This is a genomic window from Phytopseudomonas daroniae (assembly GCF_004327285.1).
Taxonomy (GTDB): domain Bacteria; phylum Pseudomonadota; class Gammaproteobacteria; order Pseudomonadales; family Pseudomonadaceae; genus Aquipseudomonas; species Aquipseudomonas daroniae.
This window is the reverse complement of sequence record NZ_QJUI01000029.1, coordinates 13,950-32,040: the sequence shown is the minus strand read 5'-3', so window position 1 is coordinate 32,040 and position 18,091 is coordinate 13,950. Positions and strand designations below refer to the sequence as shown.

17 protein-coding genes are annotated in these 18,091 nt (G+C 61.4%); 7 read left to right on the top strand and 10 right to left on the bottom strand.

Going from position 1 to position 18,091, the window contains the following annotated elements; translation table 11 throughout:
- Nucleotides 1-21: 21 nt before the first annotated feature.
- A complete protein-coding gene (locus tag DNK06_RS22960) occupies nucleotides 22-1,269 on the bottom strand; it encodes an ABC transporter substrate-binding protein (protein WP_131182280.1) in 1,248 nt (415 codons plus the stop codon).
- 194 nt (nucleotides 1,270-1,463) lie between these two features.
- On the opposite strand from DNK06_RS22960, the gene ung reads away from it, so the two are divergent.
- Nucleotides 1,464-2,156, top strand: coding sequence for a uracil-DNA glycosylase (gene ung, locus DNK06_RS22955; protein ID WP_131182279.1), 693 nt, complete (start codon nucleotides 1,464-1,466; stop codon nucleotides 2,154-2,156).
- Between the two features lie 2 nt (nucleotides 2,157-2,158).
- Here ung and DNK06_RS22950 read toward each other — a convergent pair whose 3' ends face one another.
- Complete coding sequence (locus tag DNK06_RS22950) at nucleotides 2,159-3,013, bottom strand: DUF6279 family lipoprotein (protein ID WP_131182278.1); 855 nt, start codon at nucleotides 3,011-3,013, stop codon at nucleotides 2,159-2,161.
- A 461-nt stretch (nucleotides 3,014-3,474) separates the two neighbouring features.
- Between DNK06_RS22950 and DNK06_RS22945 the strand changes: the two genes are divergently transcribed.
- Together DNK06_RS22945 and DNK06_RS22940 are read left to right on the top strand one after the other, a co-directional pair.
- Complete coding sequence (locus DNK06_RS22945; RefSeq protein ID WP_131182277.1) at nucleotides 3,475-3,741, top strand: DUF4212 domain-containing protein; 267 nt, start codon at nucleotides 3,475-3,477, stop codon at nucleotides 3,739-3,741.
- 10 nt (nucleotides 3,742-3,751) lie between these two features.
- Entirely contained in the window at nucleotides 3,752-5,518 is a 1,767-nt protein-coding gene (locus tag DNK06_RS22940) for a sodium:solute symporter family protein (protein ID WP_131182276.1), read from the top strand.
- Nucleotides 5,519-5,843: 325 nt separating this feature from the next.
- Here DNK06_RS22940 and DNK06_RS22935 read toward each other — a convergent pair whose 3' ends face one another.
- From DNK06_RS22935 to DNK06_RS22915, 5 genes are all read right to left on the bottom strand, one after another.
- The gene (locus DNK06_RS22935; protein WP_131182275.1) at nucleotides 5,844-6,899 is read right to left on the bottom strand and encodes an AbrB family transcriptional regulator; all 1,056 of its coding nucleotides are present in this window, start codon (nucleotides 6,897-6,899) and stop codon (nucleotides 5,844-5,846) included.
- On the bottom strand, nucleotides 6,892-8,406 hold the full coding sequence (locus DNK06_RS22930) for a tripartite tricarboxylate transporter permease (protein ID WP_131182274.1): 1,515 nt from the start codon (nucleotides 8,404-8,406) through the stop codon (nucleotides 6,892-6,894). The genes DNK06_RS22935 and DNK06_RS22930 overlap by 8 nt, the downstream gene beginning before the upstream one ends.
- Before the next feature lie 3 nt (nucleotides 8,407-8,409).
- Nucleotides 8,410-8,865 (bottom strand): tripartite tricarboxylate transporter TctB family protein, encoded by a 456-nt coding sequence (locus DNK06_RS22925; protein WP_131182273.1) that lies wholly within the window; start codon nucleotides 8,863-8,865, stop codon nucleotides 8,410-8,412.
- An 87-nt stretch (nucleotides 8,866-8,952) separates the two neighbouring features.
- On the bottom strand, nucleotides 8,953-9,933 hold the full coding sequence (locus DNK06_RS22920; RefSeq protein ID WP_131182272.1) for a Bug family tripartite tricarboxylate transporter substrate binding protein: 981 nt from the start codon (nucleotides 9,931-9,933) through the stop codon (nucleotides 8,953-8,955).
- A 45-nt stretch (nucleotides 9,934-9,978) separates the two neighbouring features.
- Nucleotides 9,979-11,268, bottom strand: coding sequence for an OprD family porin (locus DNK06_RS22915; RefSeq protein WP_131182271.1), 1,290 nt, complete (start codon nucleotides 11,266-11,268; stop codon nucleotides 9,979-9,981).
- Between the two features lie 289 nt (nucleotides 11,269-11,557).
- On the opposite strand from DNK06_RS22915, the gene DNK06_RS22910 reads away from it, so the two are divergent.
- Nucleotides 11,558-12,229: a response regulator gene (locus DNK06_RS22910; protein ID WP_131182270.1), complete on the top strand. Its 672-nt coding sequence runs from the start codon at nucleotides 11,558-11,560 to the stop codon at nucleotides 12,227-12,229.
- Nucleotides 12,222-13,613, top strand: coding sequence for a sensor histidine kinase (locus DNK06_RS22905; protein ID WP_131182269.1), 1,392 nt, complete (start codon nucleotides 12,222-12,224; stop codon nucleotides 13,611-13,613). Before DNK06_RS22910 ends, DNK06_RS22905 begins: the two co-directional genes overlap by 8 nt.
- Nucleotides 13,614-13,696: 83 nt before the next feature.
- Here the strand turns inward: DNK06_RS22905 and DNK06_RS22900 are convergent, their stop codons facing one another.
- The gene (locus DNK06_RS22900; RefSeq protein ID WP_131182268.1) at nucleotides 13,697-14,533 is read right to left on the bottom strand and encodes an HDOD domain-containing protein; all 837 of its coding nucleotides are present in this window, start codon (nucleotides 14,531-14,533) and stop codon (nucleotides 13,697-13,699) included.
- Between the two features lie 47 nt (nucleotides 14,534-14,580).
- On the bottom strand, nucleotides 14,581-15,522 hold the full coding sequence (gene ygfZ, locus DNK06_RS22895; protein ID WP_131182267.1) for a CAF17-like 4Fe-4S cluster assembly/insertion protein YgfZ: 942 nt from the start codon (nucleotides 15,520-15,522) through the stop codon (nucleotides 14,581-14,583).
- 172 nt (nucleotides 15,523-15,694) lie between these two features.
- On the opposite strand from ygfZ, the gene DNK06_RS22890 reads away from it, so the two are divergent.
- Both DNK06_RS22890 and DNK06_RS22885 read left to right on the top strand, forming a co-directional pair.
- A complete protein-coding gene (locus DNK06_RS22890; RefSeq protein ID WP_131182266.1) occupies nucleotides 15,695-15,949 on the top strand; it encodes an FAD assembly factor SdhE in 255 nt (84 codons plus the stop codon).
- Nucleotides 15,933-16,385: a protein YgfX gene (locus DNK06_RS22885; protein WP_131182265.1), complete on the top strand. Its 453-nt coding sequence runs from the start codon at nucleotides 15,933-15,935 to the stop codon at nucleotides 16,383-16,385. The genes DNK06_RS22890 and DNK06_RS22885 overlap by 17 nt, the downstream gene beginning before the upstream one ends.
- On the opposite strand, the gene nadB is transcribed toward DNK06_RS22885, so the two are convergent.
- Nucleotides 16,354-17,970 carry an L-aspartate oxidase gene (nadB, locus tag DNK06_RS22880; RefSeq protein WP_131182264.1) on the bottom strand — a complete coding sequence of 539 codons (1,617 nt, stop codon included), beginning with the start codon at nucleotides 17,968-17,970 and terminating at the stop codon, nucleotides 16,354-16,356. The two genes, DNK06_RS22885 and nadB, sit on opposite strands and share 32 nt — an antisense overlap.
- Between the last annotated feature and the right edge of the window lie 121 nt (nucleotides 17,971-18,091).

The following is an 18,091-nucleotide window of genomic DNA, read 5'->3' as shown; positions in this document are numbered from 1 at the left end:
GTCCTCTGCAGTGCCTACTACTTACTGTAGCGTCAATGGTTGACCGGCGTTGCGCCGCTCGGTCTGCCAGGTGGCCAGAGCGGGTAGGCCGGTTTCGCCGTCCAGACGTTCGACGATTTCGAAGTAATCCTGCTTGAGTGGATCTTTAAGTACCTCGGCGCGGGCTTTCACTTTCACCGCGTACACCGTTTGCACATTCTGGTGATCGAAGGCACGCCATTGCTGGCGATCCTTGAGCAGCACATAGCTGTGGTTTTCCAGCGCTCGAATCAGTGCTTCGCTGTTCAGGCTGTTTGCGCGTTTGGCTGCCTCTGCCCATTGCTGGACGATGCTGTAAGCCGATGCCGCCGAACTGGACGGATACATGGAGTAGCGTTCGCTGAACGCCTTGACGAAAGCTTTGCCGCGCTCCGAGTTTTCCAACTCCGGTACGCGCCATGTCCAGGGCTCGGTGCCGACGACGCCTTCCATCAAGCCTGGACCGGCCTGTTCGACGATGCTCTGCGTGAGGTTGGGGGCGATGATCTGCATGCGTGACGTGAGGCCGAGATCCTTGGCGATACGCATCGCTCGCACCAGATCCTCTCCAAACAGCACCAGGGCCAGCACTTCGGCATTGCTGGCGGCCGCCTGGGTCAATACGGTCTGGTAGTCGGCCAGGTTGGCGCCGGGGAAGGGCACCTTGAGGGAGGGATGTTGGGCCGGATCCTGCGTATTGGTCGTCTGCCGCAGGGAGCTTTCAGTGGTGTGGCCCCAGGTGTAGTCGGATGTGATGTAGAAGTAGCGTTTGTCCGGCAACTGCTTGTTCAGATACTGACCGAGCACCTGCGCGCTCATCCATGCATTGTTGCACTCTCGGAACATATAGCGATGACCGTCTTTACCGGTGGTGTCGTTGGAGTAGGTGAGCGTGCCGAAGTAGAGTAATCCATGCTGCGCTGCCCGCTTGCTGGAGGCGATGGCCACTGCACTGGATGCGCCGCCGAAAAGCATCGCGGCCCCTTCCTTGGCCAGTTTGTCGACGTTGCGTTCGGCCTTTTCGGGACGTGACGCGTCGTCCAGACTGGACAGGCGCAGACTTCGCCCCAGTACGCCACCCTGAGCGTTCAACTCGTCGATGGCCAGCAGGGCGCCACGCATCTGCGCCAGGCCTTCCTCTTTATAGCTTCCGGTGCGCGGATAGTTGAGGCCCAGCGTGATGGGGTCGGCAGCCTGTGCATAGGCATTGACTCCGATGCACAGGGCCAGGAAGGCGAGCAGTCGTCTCATGATGCGTTCCTTGTTTTTATTATGGTCTTCGCCGCTACGTTTTACGCTGTTCTCCATTGCGCGTGTGATTCGCTTTTAGTCTAAGACATGGCGGCGAGCAATCATTTTTACATGTGTGCTTTGGCTGGCCCGCCTTGACTTGATCTGTGCGCTTCTCTAGCGTGCCGGTTCCATTGGTCTACCCGGGAGCAGGCATGTCCGCCGCAGATAAGGTCAAGCTGGAAGCCGGCTGGAAACAGGCGCTTCACGAGGAATTCGATAAGCCCTACATGAAGGCGCTGGGGGATTTCCTGCGTCAGGAGAAGGCTGCGGGCAAGGAGGTCTATCCGCCCGGCCCGCTGATTTTCAATGCCCTCAATTCCACGCCCCTGGATCAGGTCAAGGTGGTGATCATCGGCCAGGATCCCTACCACGGCCCCGGCCAGGCGCACGGCCTGTGCTTCTCGGTACAGCCAGGGGTGGCGACGCCACCATCGCTGGTGAACATCTATAAAGAACTCAAGCGCGACCTCAACATCGACATACCCAACCACGGCTATCTGCAATCCTGGGCCGAGCAAGGTGTGCTGTTACTCAACACCTCGCTGACGGTGGAGCGCGCCAGCGCCGGCTCCCACGCGGCCAAAGGCTGGCAGCCGTTCACCGATCGGATCATTTCGGTAGTGAGTGAGCAGCGGCCGCGACTGGTCTTCTTGCTGTGGGGGGCGCATGCACAGAGCAAGGAGCGCCTGATCGATACAGGCAAGCACCTGGTGTTGCGCTCGCCGCATCCGTCGCCGCTGTCAGCGCACCGGGGCTTTATCGGTAACGGTCATTTCAGCCGTACCAACAAATTCCTCGAGCAGCACGGCCTGGCACCCATCGACTGGAGATTGCCCCCCGCCTAAGGCTAACCGGTGCAGATCTGACCGGCCAGATCGGTTTGTATGGACGCGAAGCGTTTGCCTGCTTGAGCCCGCTGTTTGTCATCGGCCGCTGCCAGCAGGTCACTGAATAGCGCGGCCAGGGCCTGGCGGGATTCCTGATAGGCCTGGGTTGCCCGCTCATCGTGGGCACCGCGGCGGTTTTCCAGCACCTGGGTCATGCGCTCAGGGAAGTCTGCATCACCGCGTGCATCCAGCACCGCGCGAAATTCGCTCTGCCAGCGTGTGCGATTCTCCAGCCACTGGCGGTTCTGGTCGCGACGCTCGCTGGCCCACTCGGCAATCCGCGCGCGTTGTGCGTCATTCAATTGGCCGAACCAGGGGCGCAGGCGTTTTTCCAGGCGTTCGGCGCGCTCGCTGATCTGGGTCTCCAGGGGCGGCTCGAGAAACTCCTGGCGGTCTTCGAGGTTGTCTTTTTCCATGCGTGCGTAGAGACGCTCGACCTGCTCGGGGCGTAGGGCGCCGAGCAATGAAACCGCGGTGGGGTTGGTCTGTTGCACGATACTGTGGAACGCCTGCTCGGCTTCGACCATCTGCGCTTCGAGTTGCCCCGCATCGGGTGCAGGCTCCTGCAGCAGATCCTGGGTATGCTGCAGCCAGTCCACGTAACGCGGCAGTTCGGCGCTGCAATGCCAGTCGAGGTGCGCTTGCAGCCGCGGTTTGAACCAGGCTTTCTGCTGCGAATCGAGATCCAGGTACTGATTCACCCGCCAGGGAATCACCCAATCGAGGTTGCGATAGGCCAGGCTGGTCTGGCTGCAGGCACTCACCAGCAGGCCGAACGACAGCAGCAGGGACAGGCTTTTCAGATAACCCAACATGTAGGAACGCCTCTTCGCGAGCACTCTGGGAAACGAGAGTACGTCAGCGATATGGACAGTGGGTGGCCTGACATATCTGCATAAAAAGGTTTTTCGCCGACAAGAACGCGCGCACAAGGGCTGCAGTGAGTTTTTCGGCTACAGGTCGATCATCACGCCAGGCCGCAGATTCAAGGTGCGCCCATGAACCGAGCGGATAGATTCCTGGCGGGCGAACGACGGCGTGAAAGAGCGCCTGGCTCCAGCCTCTGCAACGTGTAGCAAACCGCGTCAGGGTTGAATGCAGCTCCCTCACGCGCGAATGGCATGGCAATTACGCTGTGAATTACCTTGATCCATGACACATGGCATCGCAAGCCCATCAAGCGAAGCGCTTTACGACCAAAGTCTTACCTGCATAAAACTGCAGGCCTGCTAGTTTCATAGTGCCATAACAACAATAACAACCTTTGGAGGCTCCTATGGCTATGTCCAAGCAAGAGGCTGCCACGGCCTATTGGAAAGAAAACTTGCGGCTGATGCTCTGGCTGCTGGTGATCTGGTTCGCCGTGTCGTTCGGCTGCGGCGTGCTCTTCGTCAATCAGTTGAACACCATCAACGCGTTCGGTTTCCCCTTGGGATTCTGGTTCGCCCAGCAAGGCTCCATCTACGTGTTTGTGCTCGAGATCTTCTTCTATGTCTGGAAGATGAATCGTCTCGATCGCAAGTACAACGTACACGAAGAGTGAGGCCACGAGCATGAGTACTCAGTTTCTGATCTATTTGTTCGTTGGCGGTACTTTCGCACTCTATATCGGCATCGCTCTGTGGACGCGTGCCGGTTCAACCAGTGAATACTACGTCGCCAGCAAGGGCGTGCATCCGGTACTCAACGGCATGGCCACCGGCGCGGACTGGATGTCTGCGGCATCCTTCATCTCAATGGCGGGGATCATCGCGTTTGCCGGCTATGACGGTTCGGTATACCTGATGGGCTGGACTGGCGGCTATGTGCTGTTGGCCATGTGTCTGGCACCGTATCTGCGCAAGTTCGGCAAGTTCACCGTTCCGGAGTTCATTGGCACGCGCTACTACTCGCAGACTGCGCGCATGGTGGCGGTGATCTGCGTCATTTTCATCTCGTTCACTTATGTAGCCGGGCAGATGCGCGGCGTTGGTATCGTGTTCTCGCGCTACCTGGAAGTGAACATCGAAACCGGCGTGGTCATCGGCATGGCCATCGTTTTCTTCTACTCTGTGCTGGGCGGCATGAAGGGCATCACCTATACCCAGGTGGCGCAATACTGCGTGATGATCTTCGCGTATATGGTTCCGGCGATCTTCATTTCGATAATGATCACGGGGAATCCGATTCCGCAGCTAGGCTTCGGTAGCGAGGTCACCGGAACGGGGCAGAGCGTTCTCGAACGGCTCAATGGCCTTGGCGCCGAGCTGGGTTTCACGCCCTACACCGATGGCAGCAAGTCCACCACTGACGTGTTCTTCATCACCATGGCACTGATGGTGGGTACTGCGGGTCTGCCGCACGTCATCGTGCGCTTCTTCACCACTCCGACGGTCAAGGATGCGCGCAAGTCGGCGGGCTACGCACTACTGTTCATCGCCATCCTCTACACCACCGCGCCAGCGGTCGCGGCATTTGCCCGCACCAACCTGCTGACCAGCGTACCCAATACCAGCTATGAAGAAGTACCGGGCTGGTTCAAAACTTGGGAAAACGCCGGGCTCATCGGCTGGCTGGACAAGAACAATGATGGCGTTATCCAGTATGGCCCGGGCGCTGCGTTCGCAGGCGCGCCGAGCTACTCTGCCGAGCGTGGCGACGTAGGCCAGCGTGTAGTGACCAACGCGCCAACCGCCGCTAGCAACGAGCTGTATGTCGACAACGACATCATGGTGCTGGCCAACCCGGAAATCGCCGACCTGCCGGGCTGGGTGATCGCGCTGATCGCCGCGGGCGGTCTGGCTGCAGCGCTGTCCACGGCTGCCGGTCTGTTGCTGGTGATTTCCACCTCGATCTCCCATGACCTGCTCAAGAGCAATCTGATGCCTGGCATCAGCGAGAAGAAGGAGCTGCTCGCCGCACGTATCGCTGCAGGTGCTGCCGTGGTGATTGCCGGCTTGTTCGGCATCTACCCGCCGGGTTTCGTGGCGCAGGTGGTCGCGTTCGCCTTCGGTTTGGCCGCCGCATCGTTCTTCCCGGCCATCGTGATGGGGATCTTCTACAAGCGTATGAACAAGGAAGGCGCGATTGCCGGGATGGTGGTCGGTCTGGCCTTCACCTTTTCGTATATCGTCTACTTCAAGTTCATCAATCCGACGGCAACCGCCGACGACTGGTGGTTCGGCATCTCGCCGGAAGGCATCGGTACTCTGGGGATGATCTTCAACTTCATCATCGCGTTCGTGGTTTCGCGCATGACTGCACCGCCGCCGGAGCACATCCAGCACCTGGTGGAAGACATCCGTGTACCGCGTGGTGCGGGGGGGGCAATAGATCACTGAGGTATCCACAGAAACGAAAAAACGCCGGAGATCTCCGGCGTTTTTTATGCTGATTGAGCGCACGGCCAACGTTGATCGCCTCTGATAAACGTGATGTGGTCAAACGGAGCTTGGGATGCACAATGAAATTTGCTGGCCGGTAGGCCGCGAGATCAAGAAGCTGCCAGTATCAAGCGTAAATCGAGGCGTTCATTCACTCGATATGAAAGCGCGGGTTGATGGATATCGACGCGATATCGAATGGTTCCGCAACCCAAGGATGCGTCATGGTGTGATTTGGCAAGACCAGGAGTTAAAAGCCCGGCGATTCACCGGGCTCTGTTGTTCAGGGAATCGGTGATTGCCGCATCCATAAACGGTACAGCGGTTCGGCCAGAAACATCACCATGAACAGCCGCAAGGCCTGCAGTGCTGTGACCAGAGCCACCGAGAGATGCAGTGCCTCGGCGGTCAGGCACAGTTCGGTGATACCACCGGGCATCATGCCGAGCATCAGCGACACCGACCCGATACCGGCCAGCCAGCCGAGCGCGAAACCGAGCAGGACGGTACCCACCATGGCCAGCAGGGTGAACAGCAGCACGCGAGCCAGGAAACCGGGGGCGCTACGAAAGAACGCCCGATCGAAGTGGCAGCCCAGGGCGCAGCCGATCAGCCATTGGCCGACTTGGCCGAGCCACGCCGGTGTGGCGATATTCAGATCGAAAGTCACACTGGCTGCAGCGCACAGCGTTAGCGGGCCGAGCATCCACGGATTGGGTTGGCCGAGGCGGCGCCAGAGCACGGCCAGCAGGGCACCGGCGGGGAGCAGAGTCGCCAGCCAGAACCAGTCCACCGTTACCGCGGGTGGCGGTTCCATGGCGGGCAAGCCCCAGGTGAACAGTGCCGGAATCAGCAGGATCACCATCAACAGGCGCATGCTATGGGCGGCGGCGATACGTGCAGGTTGCGCGCCGTGGCGCAGCGACAGATTGACCATCTCGCTGGCGCCACCCGGCATGCTGGCGAAGAAGGCCGTGGCACGGTCGACACCCGAGCGGCGCAGTCCGGCGATACCAATGACGCTGAGGGCCAGGGTGGCGAGCACGCCGACGACGATGATCGCCAGGTTGCCCAGCACCTGTTCCAGCACCTCGCTGGTGAAGTGCAGGCCGATGCCCGCCGCGATCAGCCATTGGCCGACTTGCCGCCCGCCGGGCATTTCCCGGCTGAGTACGCCACAACAACGCAGGGCAATGACGGCCAGCAGCGAACCGATGACCCACGGCAAAGGCCAGCCTATGAGGCTGGCCAGGTAACCACCGAGTGCGCCAACCAGTGGCGTGGGCCACCAGTTGCGCAGGTGTTTCGGGTTGTCGCGAGGGGCGATGCTATCAGGCATTGGCCGCTTCGGCCTTGCGCTGGCTGCGTTTACGCCAGGTGCGGTAGATGGGCAGGATGATCATGGCCACGATCAATGCCCACACGGCCCAGGTGATCGGGCTGGCGAACAGGATGCCCAGCTCGCCGTTGGAGATCGACAGGGCGCGCCGCAGATTCTGCTCCATCAAGCCGCCGAGGATGAAGCCCAGCAGGATCGCCGATAGCGGGAAGTCCATCTTGCGCAGGATGTAGCCGGCAACGCCGATACCGATCATCAGGAACAGGTCGAACGCGGTGGCGTGCACGGCGTAGACGCCGATCGAGGTGATGATGGCGATGGCCGGCACCAGGGCCCAGTACGGTACGGCGAGGATCTTGGTGAAGATCTTGATCATCGGCACGTTCATCACGATCAGCATGATGTTGGCGACGAACAGCGAGGCGATCAGGCCCCAGACGATATCCGGCTGGTCGCGGAACAGCAGCGGGCCAGGGGTGATGTTGTACAGCGTCAGGGCGCCGAGCATCACCGCGGTGGTGCCGGAACCGGGCACGCCGAGGGTCAGCATCGGCACCATGGAACCACAGGCTGAGGCGCTGTTGGCGGTTTCCGGAGCGGCCAGGCCACGCAGGTCACCTTCACCGAATTTGTTGTCCTTGGTAGCCAGGCGTTTTTCGCTCATGTACGCCACGGCGCTGGCCAGGGTTGCACCGGCGCCCGGCAGGATGCCCAGGAAGAAGCCGACCGCGCCGCTGCGCAGGTTGGTGGCCAGTACCGACAGGCCTTCCTTGAGGTTGAACAGCATGCGGCCCTTGGCTTCGATGGCCTTCTGGCCATGGTGGGTGCGCTCGAGCAGCACCAGGATTTCGCTGACCGAGAACAGGCCGAGCACCAGCACCACGAACTGGATACCGTCGGCCAGGCCCAGGCTGCCGAAGGTGAAGCGGTACACGCCACTGTTGGAGTCGATGCCGACACAGGACAGGAACAAGCCGATACAGGCGGCAATCGCGGTCTTCATCGGTTTGTTGCCGGCCATGCCAGCGAGGCAGACGATGGCGAACACCATCAGCACGAAGTACTCGGCGGGGCCGAAGGCGACCGCCCATTTGGCCAGCAGCGGGGCGAAGATCACCACGCCGCAGGTGGCCATCAGGCCACCGACGAAGGAGCTCCAGGCGGAGATCGACAGCGCTACGCCCGCCTTGCCCTGACGCGCCAGCGGGTAGCCGTCGAGGGTGGTCATCACGGCCGAGGCCTCGCCTGGGATGTTCAGCAGGATCGAGGAGATACGGCCGCCGTATTCGCAGCCCAGGTATACGGCAGCGAGCAGGATCAGTGCGGTTTCCGGTGGCAGACCGAGGGCGAAGGCGATGGGAATCAGCAGTGCCACGCCGTTGATCGGGCCCAGGCCCGGGAGCAGGCCGACGATGGTGCCGATCAGGGTGCCGCACAGGGCGGTGAACAGGTTGTAGGGACTGAGGGCGACGCCGAAGCCCTGACCCAGGTAGCTAAAGGTATCCACGGATCAGATCTCCAGAGAGGACAGGATGCCGAGCGGCAGGGGTACGTCGAGGATTTTGTCGAACAGCAGGTACAGACCGACCGCCAGCGCCACACCGGAAATCACGCTGGCTTTCCAGGTGCCTTCATACAGGCGGGCCATGGCGATACCGAAGATCAGGCTGGCCGGCACGAAGCCCAGCGGCTCGAACAGCGCGGCGTAGAGGGTGAATATCGCCACGCAACTGACCACCTTGCGGATCACGTGCCTGTCCAGTGGCGGCTCATCGCTGTGCGACGTGTTGCTGGCCGGCTTGACCAGCAGGTAGACGGCGCCCAGCCCCATGAGGATCAGCAGCAACAGCGGGTAGGCGCGCGGGCCGACCGGCTCGTAGGAGAAGGGCGCGTGATAGCCCCAGGCAACGATGCTCAGACCGGCACAGGCCAGCAGCAGCACCATGCCGAAAATGCGTTGAGACATGAGGAAATCCTCGTTTGACCATGGCAAAAGCATCCCCTGGGCAGTGCCCAGGGGATGATAAGAGTCGTGTGTGGTTGGAACCGGGTGTTACTGGATCAGGCCGAACTCCTTGGCCAGTTCCTTGTACTGAGCAACTTGCTTCTTCACGTAGCCATCCAGTTCGTCGCCGGTCATGGCGAACGGATACAGCTCGCGCTGCTCACGCAGCTTGGCGAAGTCTTCGGAAGCCAGCAGTTGGTCGAAGGAGTTCTTCCACCAGGTGTAGGCTTCGTCGCTGACTTTCGGGCCGAGGTAGAAACCACGGATTACCGGCCAGACCACATCAAAGCCCTGCTCTTTGGCAGTCGGGATGCTGGCCACTACGTCGCCCGGCAGGCGTTCTTCGGAGAACACCGCGAGGATGCGCATGTCGCCGCTTTCGATATGGGGAACCGAGTCGGCGATGTCGGTACTGGCGACCTGGATATGGCCACCGAGCAGTGCGGTGGCCAGTTCGCCGCCACCTTCCATCGCCACGTAGCGCAGCTCACGCGGATCGATACCGGCAGCGCGGGCGATCAGTGCGGTCTGCATCCAGTCCTGGCTGCCGACGGTACCGCCGGAACCGATGACGACTTTGCCCGGATTTTCCTTGAGCGCCTTGACCAGGTCATCCAGGGTTTTGTACGGAGAGTCGTTGCGTACCGCCAGGGCACCGTAGCTGGTGCCGATACCGGCCAGCCACTTCACCGCGTTCTCGTCGAAACGGCCGAACTTGCCCTGGGCCAGGTTGAGCAGCGAACCGCTGGAGAAGGCCGTGATGGTGCCCGCATCGGCAGGGCGCTGAGCGACCACTGCGTTGTAGGCGACCGCGCCGACGCCACCCGGCATGTAGGTCACCCGCATGGGCGACTTCAGCAGTTTGCTCTCTACCAGGGCGCTCTGCGCCAGTTTGCAGGTCAGGTCGAAACCGCCACCGGGCGCTGCCGGGGCGATGCATTCAGGGCGGCGCGGCTCGTCCGCCAGCGCCTGACCGGCCACCAGCAGGCAGGAGGCGGTCAGCAGGATGGTACGCATGGATGTTTTCATCGGGTTTTCTCCGTTGGAGTCTTTATTGTTTGACCAGCTCTGCACTTACCAGATGGACAGTGCATAGCTAACGATCAGGCGAACCTCATCAGCATCGCGCATGCGCGAATCATTGGCCGGTCGGTCGAGGCTGGAGCGGTAGCTGGCATGACGCAGGCGTACGCCGACATCCTTCAAGGCACCGCTCTGCACCACATACTTCAATTCGATGTTGCGTTCCCATTCCTTGGCGTCGCCACTCACACCCGTCAGCTCGGCATTGTCGCCGCGGATGTAGCGCGTCATGAAGCTCAGACCGGGAACGCCGAGCGCCTTGAAGTCGTAGTCGTAACGAGCCTGCCAGGAGCGTTCCCCGGCTTCGGCGAAGTCGTTGATCTGCACGAAGTTGACCAGGAACGGGTCGCTGCCATCGATGTAGGGATAAGCCGTGTCGCCGCTCATGAGCTGGTAGGCGACGGTGAACTTGTGGCCGCTCTGAGCGTAGCTGACGCTGCCGTTCCAGGCGCGGTTATCGACCTTGCCGCCTTTGGCGGAGCCATGGTCATCGCTGATCGCCACGCGCAGATCGGCACTCAGCTTGCCAGGGCCGACCGGCAGGCTGCCGAGCAGGCCGAAGAAGTGCTGGCGATACACGTCGTCGAGTTGGGCGAAGTGGTAACGACCGGTGAGGTTGTCGTTGATCTTGTAGTCGAAGCCGGCCATGTCGAAATGATCGGCGCTGGCAGTACCGTCGAAACGACGGTTCTTGTTGTTCAGCGCCAGGTCTTCGGCGTTGGTCGAATCACGGTCGATGGCTTTCTTCAGACGCCCGGCGGTGATGTCCAGACCGTCGATTTCGCCGGACGTGAGCAGGCCGCCCTCGAAAACCTGCGGCAGGATGCGGCCGTCATTGGGCTTGAGAGTCGGCAGTTCGGGAATCAGGGTGCCGACACGCAGTTCGGTCTTGGAGATGCGCGCCTTGGCGGTCACGCCGAGTTTCGAGTATTCGTCGGCGGCACGGCCATCGTCATGGGTCGGTAACAGCCCACTGCCGGTGCGATCCGGGCTGGAGTCGAGCTTGATGCCGAGCATGCCGATGGCGTCCACGCCGAAACCGACGGTGCCTTCGGTAAAGCCCGATTGCAGATTGAGGATGAAACCTTGCGCCCATTCATCACGCTTGGACTGCTGAGGCCCTTCGCGGAAATCCCGGTTGAAATAGATATTGCGGGTTTCCAGGCTGGCGGAGCTGTCTTCGAAGAAGGCGGCCTGGGCGATTGGGGCGAGCAGGGTGGTCGGCAGTGCGAGGCTGAGCAGACTCAAGGATGAGATAGCCTGGCGCGGGGCAGTCGGCATGCGTGGTACTCCATTGTTATTTTTGTCACGACTGCACACCACTGTGCAGATCGTTCTATGGGCGGATCGAGCCACCTGGTGGTGATCCTAGAAGTACAACCTTTCACCAACCTTTCAGCGGTGAAAGTTATTGCGTATACCCTGCCAGGGTCTGTTCCCGTTTCATCGGCGCGGCCGTGAGTGAAACGGGAACAGACCCTAACGCACGCCGTAACTGCCAAGTTGTCGCGCGAGCGGTAAACTCCCGCCACACATGGCGGTCAAGTCATGATTCGGTGTGGAGGTTGCAGTGCGAATTCTGCTGGTCGAGGATCATCCGCAATTGGCGGCGAGCGTTACCCAGGTGCTCAAGAGTGCCGGTTGGACCGTGGATGTTCTGCATGATGGCGTGGCTGCGGATCTGGCGCTGAGCAGCGAGGAATACGCTTTGGCGATCCTCGATGTGGGGCTGCCGCGCATGGACGGTTTCGAGGTTCTGGCGCGTCTGCGTGCGCGAGGCAAAACCGTGCCGGTGCTGATGCTCACCGCTCGCGGCGAGGTCAAGGATCGGGTGCACGGGCTCAACCTGGGGGCCGATGATTACCTGGCCAAGCCGTTCGAACTGAGCGAGCTGGAGGCGCGGGTCAAGGCTTTGCTGCGGCGCAGCATGCTCGGTGGAGAACAGCAGTTGCGCTGTGGCGATCTGGTCTATGACCTGGATACCCGGCGCTTCACCCTGCTGGAAGAAAGCCTCAACCTGACGTCCCGCGAACAGGCGGTGCTCGAGGCGATGATCGCCCGACCGGGGCGGGTCATGAGCAAAGAGCAACTGGCCTCTCAGGTATTCGGTCTGGATGAGGACGCGAGCGCCGACTCCATCGAGATCTACGTCCATCGCCTGCGCAAGAAACTCGAAGGCGGTTCGGTGCGCATCGTCACCTTCCGCGGTCTCGGTTATCTGCTGGAAGCCACGGGTGGATAGGCCGGGTAGTCTGCGTGGTCGACTGATCCGGCGGCTGGCCGTGTTGTTCACGGTGATTCTGCTGGTCAGCAGCCTGACGGCTTACTGGAGTGCCCGGCATGCCGCTGACACGGCCTATGACCGTACCTTGCTGGCTTCCGCCCGGGCGATTTCCGATGGTCTCTATGCCGTGGAAGGCATGTTGAGCGCCAACGTGCCCTATATCGCCCTCGATACCTTCGCCTATGACAGCGCCGGGCGTATCTACTACCAGGTACTGGGCCCCAAAGGTGAGCTGGTATCGGGGTATGAAGATCTGCCGGCCGCGCCGCCGGACACCCCACGAACCAATGATTATCCGGCCTTGGCCAAGTTCTATGACGGTGTATACCGCGGCCAGGGTATACGTGTGGTCAGCTTTCTGCAGCCGGTCAGCGAGCCAGGGTACAGCGGTGTGGCAGAGATTCGCGTGGCGGAAACCCTGGGCGCCCGCGAGCGCATGACCCGCGATCTGCTGTTCGGCACGTTCTGGCGCATGGGTTTGCTGTCGATGAGTGCGCTGCTGCTGGTCTGGTTAGCGGTGAGTGCCGGCTTGCGTCCGCTGGAGAGCCTGCGGCGCACGGTAGCGGCGCGTAGTAGCGACGATCTGCGCCCGCTGCCCGACGGCGATATGCCTCGAGAGCTGCGGCCGTTGGTCAATGCGCTGAATCAGTTCAATGACCGCCTGCGCGGGCTGTTCGAACGCCAGTCACAGTTCATCGCCGACGCCTCCCACGAGTTGCGTACGCCATTGGCCGCTCTAAAAGCGCGGGTCGAGCTTGGTCTGCGTGATCGGCAGCCGGAAGTCTGGCATGCGACGCTGGAGGACGCGGCGCTGAATGCCGATCGCCTCACTCACCTGGCTAACCAGTTGCTGTCATTGGCGCGTATCGAAAGCGGTGCCCGTGCGATCGCCGAGGGCGGTGCGCTGCGCCTGGATCTCAGTCAGTTGGCCCGTGAACTGGGCATGGCGCTGGCGCCTCTGGCCCACTCACGCGGTGTCGCCCTGGCATTGGAAGCCGAGCAGCCTGTGTGGATTCGCGGCGAGCCGACCCTGCTCAACGAGTTGTTGTGTAACCTGGTCGACAATGCCATGGCCTACACCGAGGCAGGCGGCAATGTGGTCTTGCGGGTGCTGGAACCGGGAATATTGGAGGTCGAGGATGACGGCCCGGGAATTCCCGAAGCGGATCGAGAACGGGTCTTCGAGCGTTTCTATCGGCGTCAGGTTCAGGGGCTGGGCGCAGGGTTGGGGTTGGCCATCGTCGGCGAGATCTGCCGTGCGCACCGCGCCGCCATCAGCCTGCATCAGGCCAACCCTCAGGGCTTGCTGGTTCGCGTGGCGTTCCACGGTGAACCGGACTAGAAGAGCCTGAATGTCTCTGCGCGCAGAAGTGTTAGCAAGCCCTCGCCCAGAGCCGGGGCGAGAAGAACCTCACCCCGTGGCAATCACTGCAGCATGCTCATCGCGGCATCCATGGCGGCGGACAGGTCTTCGTCCGCGTGTATGTCCGTGTCCGGTTTGAGACCGAGCTTGGCGAACGCCGGTACCTGACTCCAGTCGAGTTGCGTGTAGGGGTGCGGCGTACCGAGGTAGCTCTGCAGCGTGGCCACCTGGACGATATCGACGTAATCGACCTTGGCGCTGTCGCGACTGAAGTTCAGGTGCTGGCTGGGCACGCAGGCGATCATTTCCGGGAACTCCCAGGTACGCAGGATCTTGTCGCCGATGATCGGGTGAATCTGCTCGATTACGTGGTTGAGGCTGATCGAGTCGGTCAGCAACTCGTTGTGCTCTTCTGCGTAGGTGAGAATCGGCAGCACACCGATCTGATGCACCAGCCCGGCGAGGGTCGCCTGATCCGGCATCAGGCGGGTGTAGTGGCGGCTCAGCACGTGGCAGATGCCGGCGATCTCGGTGCTCTTGTTCCATACTTCGCGCATCTTGCGGTCGACCACATCGGTGGTGGCCTGGAACATCTGCTCCATGGCCAGACCAGTGGCCAGGTTGCAGGTGTAATTGATGCCGAGACGGCCGATCGCCATCTGCAGATCGGTGATTTCCCGGTTGGTGCGCAGCAGCGGGCTGTTCACCACCTTGATGATGCGGGCGGTGAGCGCTGCGTCATTGCCGATGACCTTGCTCAGTTCCGGGATGCCGATGTTCGGATCTTCCGCCGCCTCGCGAACTTTCAGGGCGACCTCGGGCAGGGTCGGCAGAACCAGTTCATCGTTGTCGATAGCCCTGATCAGATCCAGCTGGACTTTCTCGGCGAGTTTGCTCATGAAATTCTCGTTGATGGCGTTGTGGTGGCGGACGGAGGCAGTGTACGTCAGCGTTGGATTTCGCGGTTGCTATCCAGCGTGTACGGTAGCTCGAGCAGGTCGAGCGGCAGGCCTTCCAGCGTACCGAGGTGGATATGCCCATCGTTCGCGGCGTCTTCCTGCAGTACGGCCAGCAGTTCCACGCCACCGGCGCTGGACGCGGCCAGCACCACCTCACCAACGGCGCTACGGTGTACCGGCGAGAACAGCTCGGTACCCGCTTGAGGAAGTTGATCGGCGGCGCAGCTCAACCGATACAGTCGGCGCTTGAGCTTGCCCAGGTACTGCATGCGGGCGACGATTTCCTGCCCGGTGTAGCAACCCTTCTTGAAGCTCACACCGCCGACGGCCTGCAGGTTGATCATCTGTGGGATGAATAGCTCACGGGTTGCGCCGGTGACCTGGCCGATGCCGGCGCGAATCTGCGCCAGTAGCCAGTCGTTGAGCGTTGCCTGAGGCAGTTGCTCGCTCAGTTGCAAGCGTATGCCTTCGGCCTGCTCGGCCGGTGCCCACAGCTCGGCACGCCCGTCGCTCAGGCGGATGGCGAGCAGGTTCTCGGTCGTGGCGACGCTGTCAGCTTCTGCGGCGAGTTCCAGGCCGAGCGCCTGCAGCGCTGCTTCGCCGCCGCTCAGGCCGTAACGAACCCAGGCCTCGCTTTCGTCGCCGAGCTTGGCTTTGGAGAACACCACGTATTTCTGCAGGTCGGCCAGTTGCGGCTCCAGCAGTTGCCTATCCATGGCCAGCAGGAAGCCTTCGGCCACGCTGACGATGCGGAAGCTGGAGAGCATGCGCCCCTTCGGCGTGCAGCGTGCGCCCAGGCTCGAACCACTGGCGCCCAGGTAGTTGATGTTGCAGGTGATCTGGCCCTGCAGGAATTTCCCGGCATCGGGGCCGCGCACGGCGAGAATGCCTTCATGGGTGAGTGGGCAGAAGAAAGCGCTATCGGCCATGGTCGAGAGAATCGCAGGCAGAGAATGAGGTTGCCATGATAAGAGCAGCGGCGAGCCTCAAGCTACAGGCAAAAGCGCATGAGGGCACTAGGATATCGGTAATGTCTGGCCCTGACGCTGATGTGGCGTTCCGCTGTTGTTATACTGCCGGCCTTTTTCCAGGAGCAACCCCATGGTCGATGCCACTGAACTCAATCGCCTTTTCTGGCATAGCCGGCGCGGCATGCTGGAACTGGACGTGTTGCTGGTGCCCTTCGTGCGGGAGGTGTACGCGACCCTGAATGAAGAAGATCGCGGCCGCTATCGCAAGCTGCTCGAGTGCGAGGATCAGGACATGTTCGGCTGGTTCATGCAGCGTGGCGAGCCCGAAGATGCGGATTTGCGCTACATCGTTCGCATGATTCTGGATCGTGTCCAGCCCAAATAAGCGCTTCGAATGTCACTGGCAGCCGTCGCGACGGTTGCTGGAGGTTTATCTTTGCGCCCTGGCGCTGGCGTTGTTCACGCTGCTGTTGGTGGATATTCCGGTCTGGGCGCGGATTGCGGGTTTGCTGATAGGCGCTGCCCATGCTGCGTGGGTGCTGCCTCGGCACGTGCTGCTGAGTAGCCCTGGCGCTTTCCGAAGTCTGCGTCATGATGACGAGGGGTGGCAGGCGCGGCGTGAAGAGGGTGACTGGCTGCCTATCACCCTGTTGCCCGATAGCATCGCGCTGCCGTGGCTGGTCATCGTACGGTTCCGCCTGCCTGGCCAGTATCCTGTACGCAGCCTGTGTATCCCGGCTGATGGCATGCCCCGCGACATGCATCGGCGATTGCGTGTCCGCTTGAAGTTCAGTCGTCAGCGTTGGCGGGTCGCAGAATAGTGTCCCGGGCTTCGGTCAGCAGCTCCGGGTAATCCAGCGTGTAATGCAGGCCCCGCGATTCCTTGCGCTCCATGGCCGAAAGAATCATCAGTTCGGCTACCTGTGCGAGGTTGCGCAGCTCGATCAGATCGCGACTGACCTTGTAATTGCTATAAAACTCGTCGATTTCGTCGAGCAGCAGGCGCACACGATGTTGCGCACGCTGCAGGCGCTTGGTGGTGCGCACGATGCCGACGTAGTCCCACATGAAGCGCCGCAGTTCGTCCCAGTTGTGGGCGATGATCACGTCTTCATCCGAATCGGTGACCTGGCTGGCGTCCCAGGACGGCAGGTCGGCAGGCATTTGCACCTGGTTCAGATTGGCAACGATGTCGGCGGCCGCTGATCGCGCATAGACGAAGCATTCGAGCAGGGAGTTGCTGGCCATGCGGTTGGCGCCGTGCAGCCCGGTGAAGCTGGTTTCGCCGATGGCATAAAGGCCGGGCACATCACTACGCCCGGCCTGATCGACGAGCACGCCGCCGCAGGTGTAGTGCGCCGCAGGTACTACGGGTATCGGTTGCCGGGTGATATCGATGCCGAATTCCAGGCAGCGTTGATAAACGGTGGGGAAGTGGTTTTTGACGAAGTCCGCCGGCTTGTGGCTGATATCCAGATAGACACAGTCGACACCCAGGCGCTTCATTTCATGGTCTATGGCGCGGGCGACGATATCCCGCGGTGCCAGCTCCTCGCGTGGGTCGAAGCGTGGCATGAAGCGTTCGCCGTTGGGCAGGCGCAGCAGGGCGCCTTCGCCACGCAGCGCCTCGGTGACCAGAAAACTCTTGGCCTGAGGATGATACAGGCAGGTCGGATGGAACTGGTTGAACTCCAGATTGCCGACCCGGCAGCCGGCGCGCCAGGCCATGGCGATGCCGTCACCGCAAGCGCCATCCGGGTTGCTGGTATAGAGGTAGACTTTGGCCGCGCCACCCGTGGCGAGAATGACGAAGCGTGCGTGATGGGTGTCCACCTCGCCGCTGCGCCGATCCAGCACATAGGCACCCAGACAGCGCAGCCCCTCGCGGCCGAGTTTGCGCTCGGTGATCAGATCCACTGCTACGCGTTGTTCGAGTAGTTCGACATTGCTGCGCTGACGCGTGCGTTCGAGCAGGGTGTTGAAGATCGCGGCACCGGTCGCATCGGCGGCGTGGATGATCCGCCGATGGCTATGACCGCCCTCGCGGGTCAGATGGAACTCGAAACCGCCATCCTCGCGATCATGTTCATCGTCGCGAGTGAAGGGCACCCCTTGGTCGATCAGCCACTGAATGGCTTCGCGGCTGTGTTCCACGGTGAAGCGCACGGCGTCTTCACGGCACAGGCCGCCGCCGGCATTCAGTGTGTCATCCACATGGGAATCGACGGTGTCGCTATCGTCCAGCACGGCCGCCACGCCACCCTGAGCCCAATAGGTCGAGCCATTGGCCAATTCACCTTTGCTCAGCACGGCAATGCTCAGGTGTTCGGGGAGCGTCAGGGCCAGGGTCAGGCCGGCGGCGCCGCTGCCGATGACCAGGACGTCGTGCTGGAAATGTTGGCTCATTATTCGAATATTCCGCTGAGTGGCGACCGGTAGGGTCTATTGACGCTTCAGCGCAAGTTGCAGGGGCAGCGCGGTCGTGCTGAAGCGTCAACAGACCCTAGTATATAGAGGGGGGCAACGG

Excerpts from the sequence above, each read along its gene's own strand:
- DNK06_RS22960 (WP_131182280.1), bottom strand. The coding sequence starts at position 1,269 with ATGAGACGACTGCTCGCCTTCCTGGCCCTGTGCATCGGAGTCAATGCC.
- ung (WP_131182279.1), top strand. The coding sequence starts at position 1,464 with ATGTCCGCCGCAGATAAGGTCAAGCTGGAAGCCGGCTGGAAACAGGCG.
- DNK06_RS22950 (WP_131182278.1), bottom strand. The coding sequence starts at position 3,013 with ATGTTGGGTTATCTGAAAAGCCTGTCCCTGCTGCTGTCGTTCGGCCTG.
- DNK06_RS22945 (WP_131182277.1), top strand. The coding sequence starts at position 3,475 with ATGGCTATGTCCAAGCAAGAGGCTGCCACGGCCTATTGGAAAGAAAAC.
- DNK06_RS22940 (WP_131182276.1), top strand. The coding sequence starts at position 3,752 with ATGAGTACTCAGTTTCTGATCTATTTGTTCGTTGGCGGTACTTTCGCA.
- DNK06_RS22935 (WP_131182275.1), bottom strand. The coding sequence starts at position 6,899 with ATGCCTGATAGCATCGCCCCTCGCGACAACCCGAAACACCTGCGCAAC.
- DNK06_RS22925 (WP_131182273.1), bottom strand. The coding sequence starts at position 8,865 with ATGTCTCAACGCATTTTCGGCATGGTGCTGCTGCTGGCCTGTGCCGGT.
- DNK06_RS22920 (WP_131182272.1), bottom strand. The coding sequence starts at position 9,933 with ATGAAAACATCCATGCGTACCATCCTGCTGACCGCCTCCTGCCTGCTG.
- DNK06_RS22915 (WP_131182271.1), bottom strand. The coding sequence starts at position 11,268 with ATGCCGACTGCCCCGCGCCAGGCTATCTCATCCTTGAGTCTGCTCAGC.
- DNK06_RS22900 (WP_131182268.1), bottom strand. The coding sequence starts at position 14,533 with ATGAGCAAACTCGCCGAGAAAGTCCAGCTGGATCTGATCAGGGCTATC.
- ygfZ (WP_131182267.1), bottom strand. The coding sequence starts at position 15,522 with ATGGCCGATAGCGCTTTCTTCTGCCCACTCACCCATGAAGGCATTCTC.
- DNK06_RS22890 (WP_131182266.1), top strand. The coding sequence starts at position 15,695 with ATGGTCGATGCCACTGAACTCAATCGCCTTTTCTGGCATAGCCGGCGC.
- nadB (WP_131182264.1), bottom strand. The coding sequence starts at position 17,970 with ATGAGCCAACATTTCCAGCACGACGTCCTGGTCATCGGCAGCGGCGCC.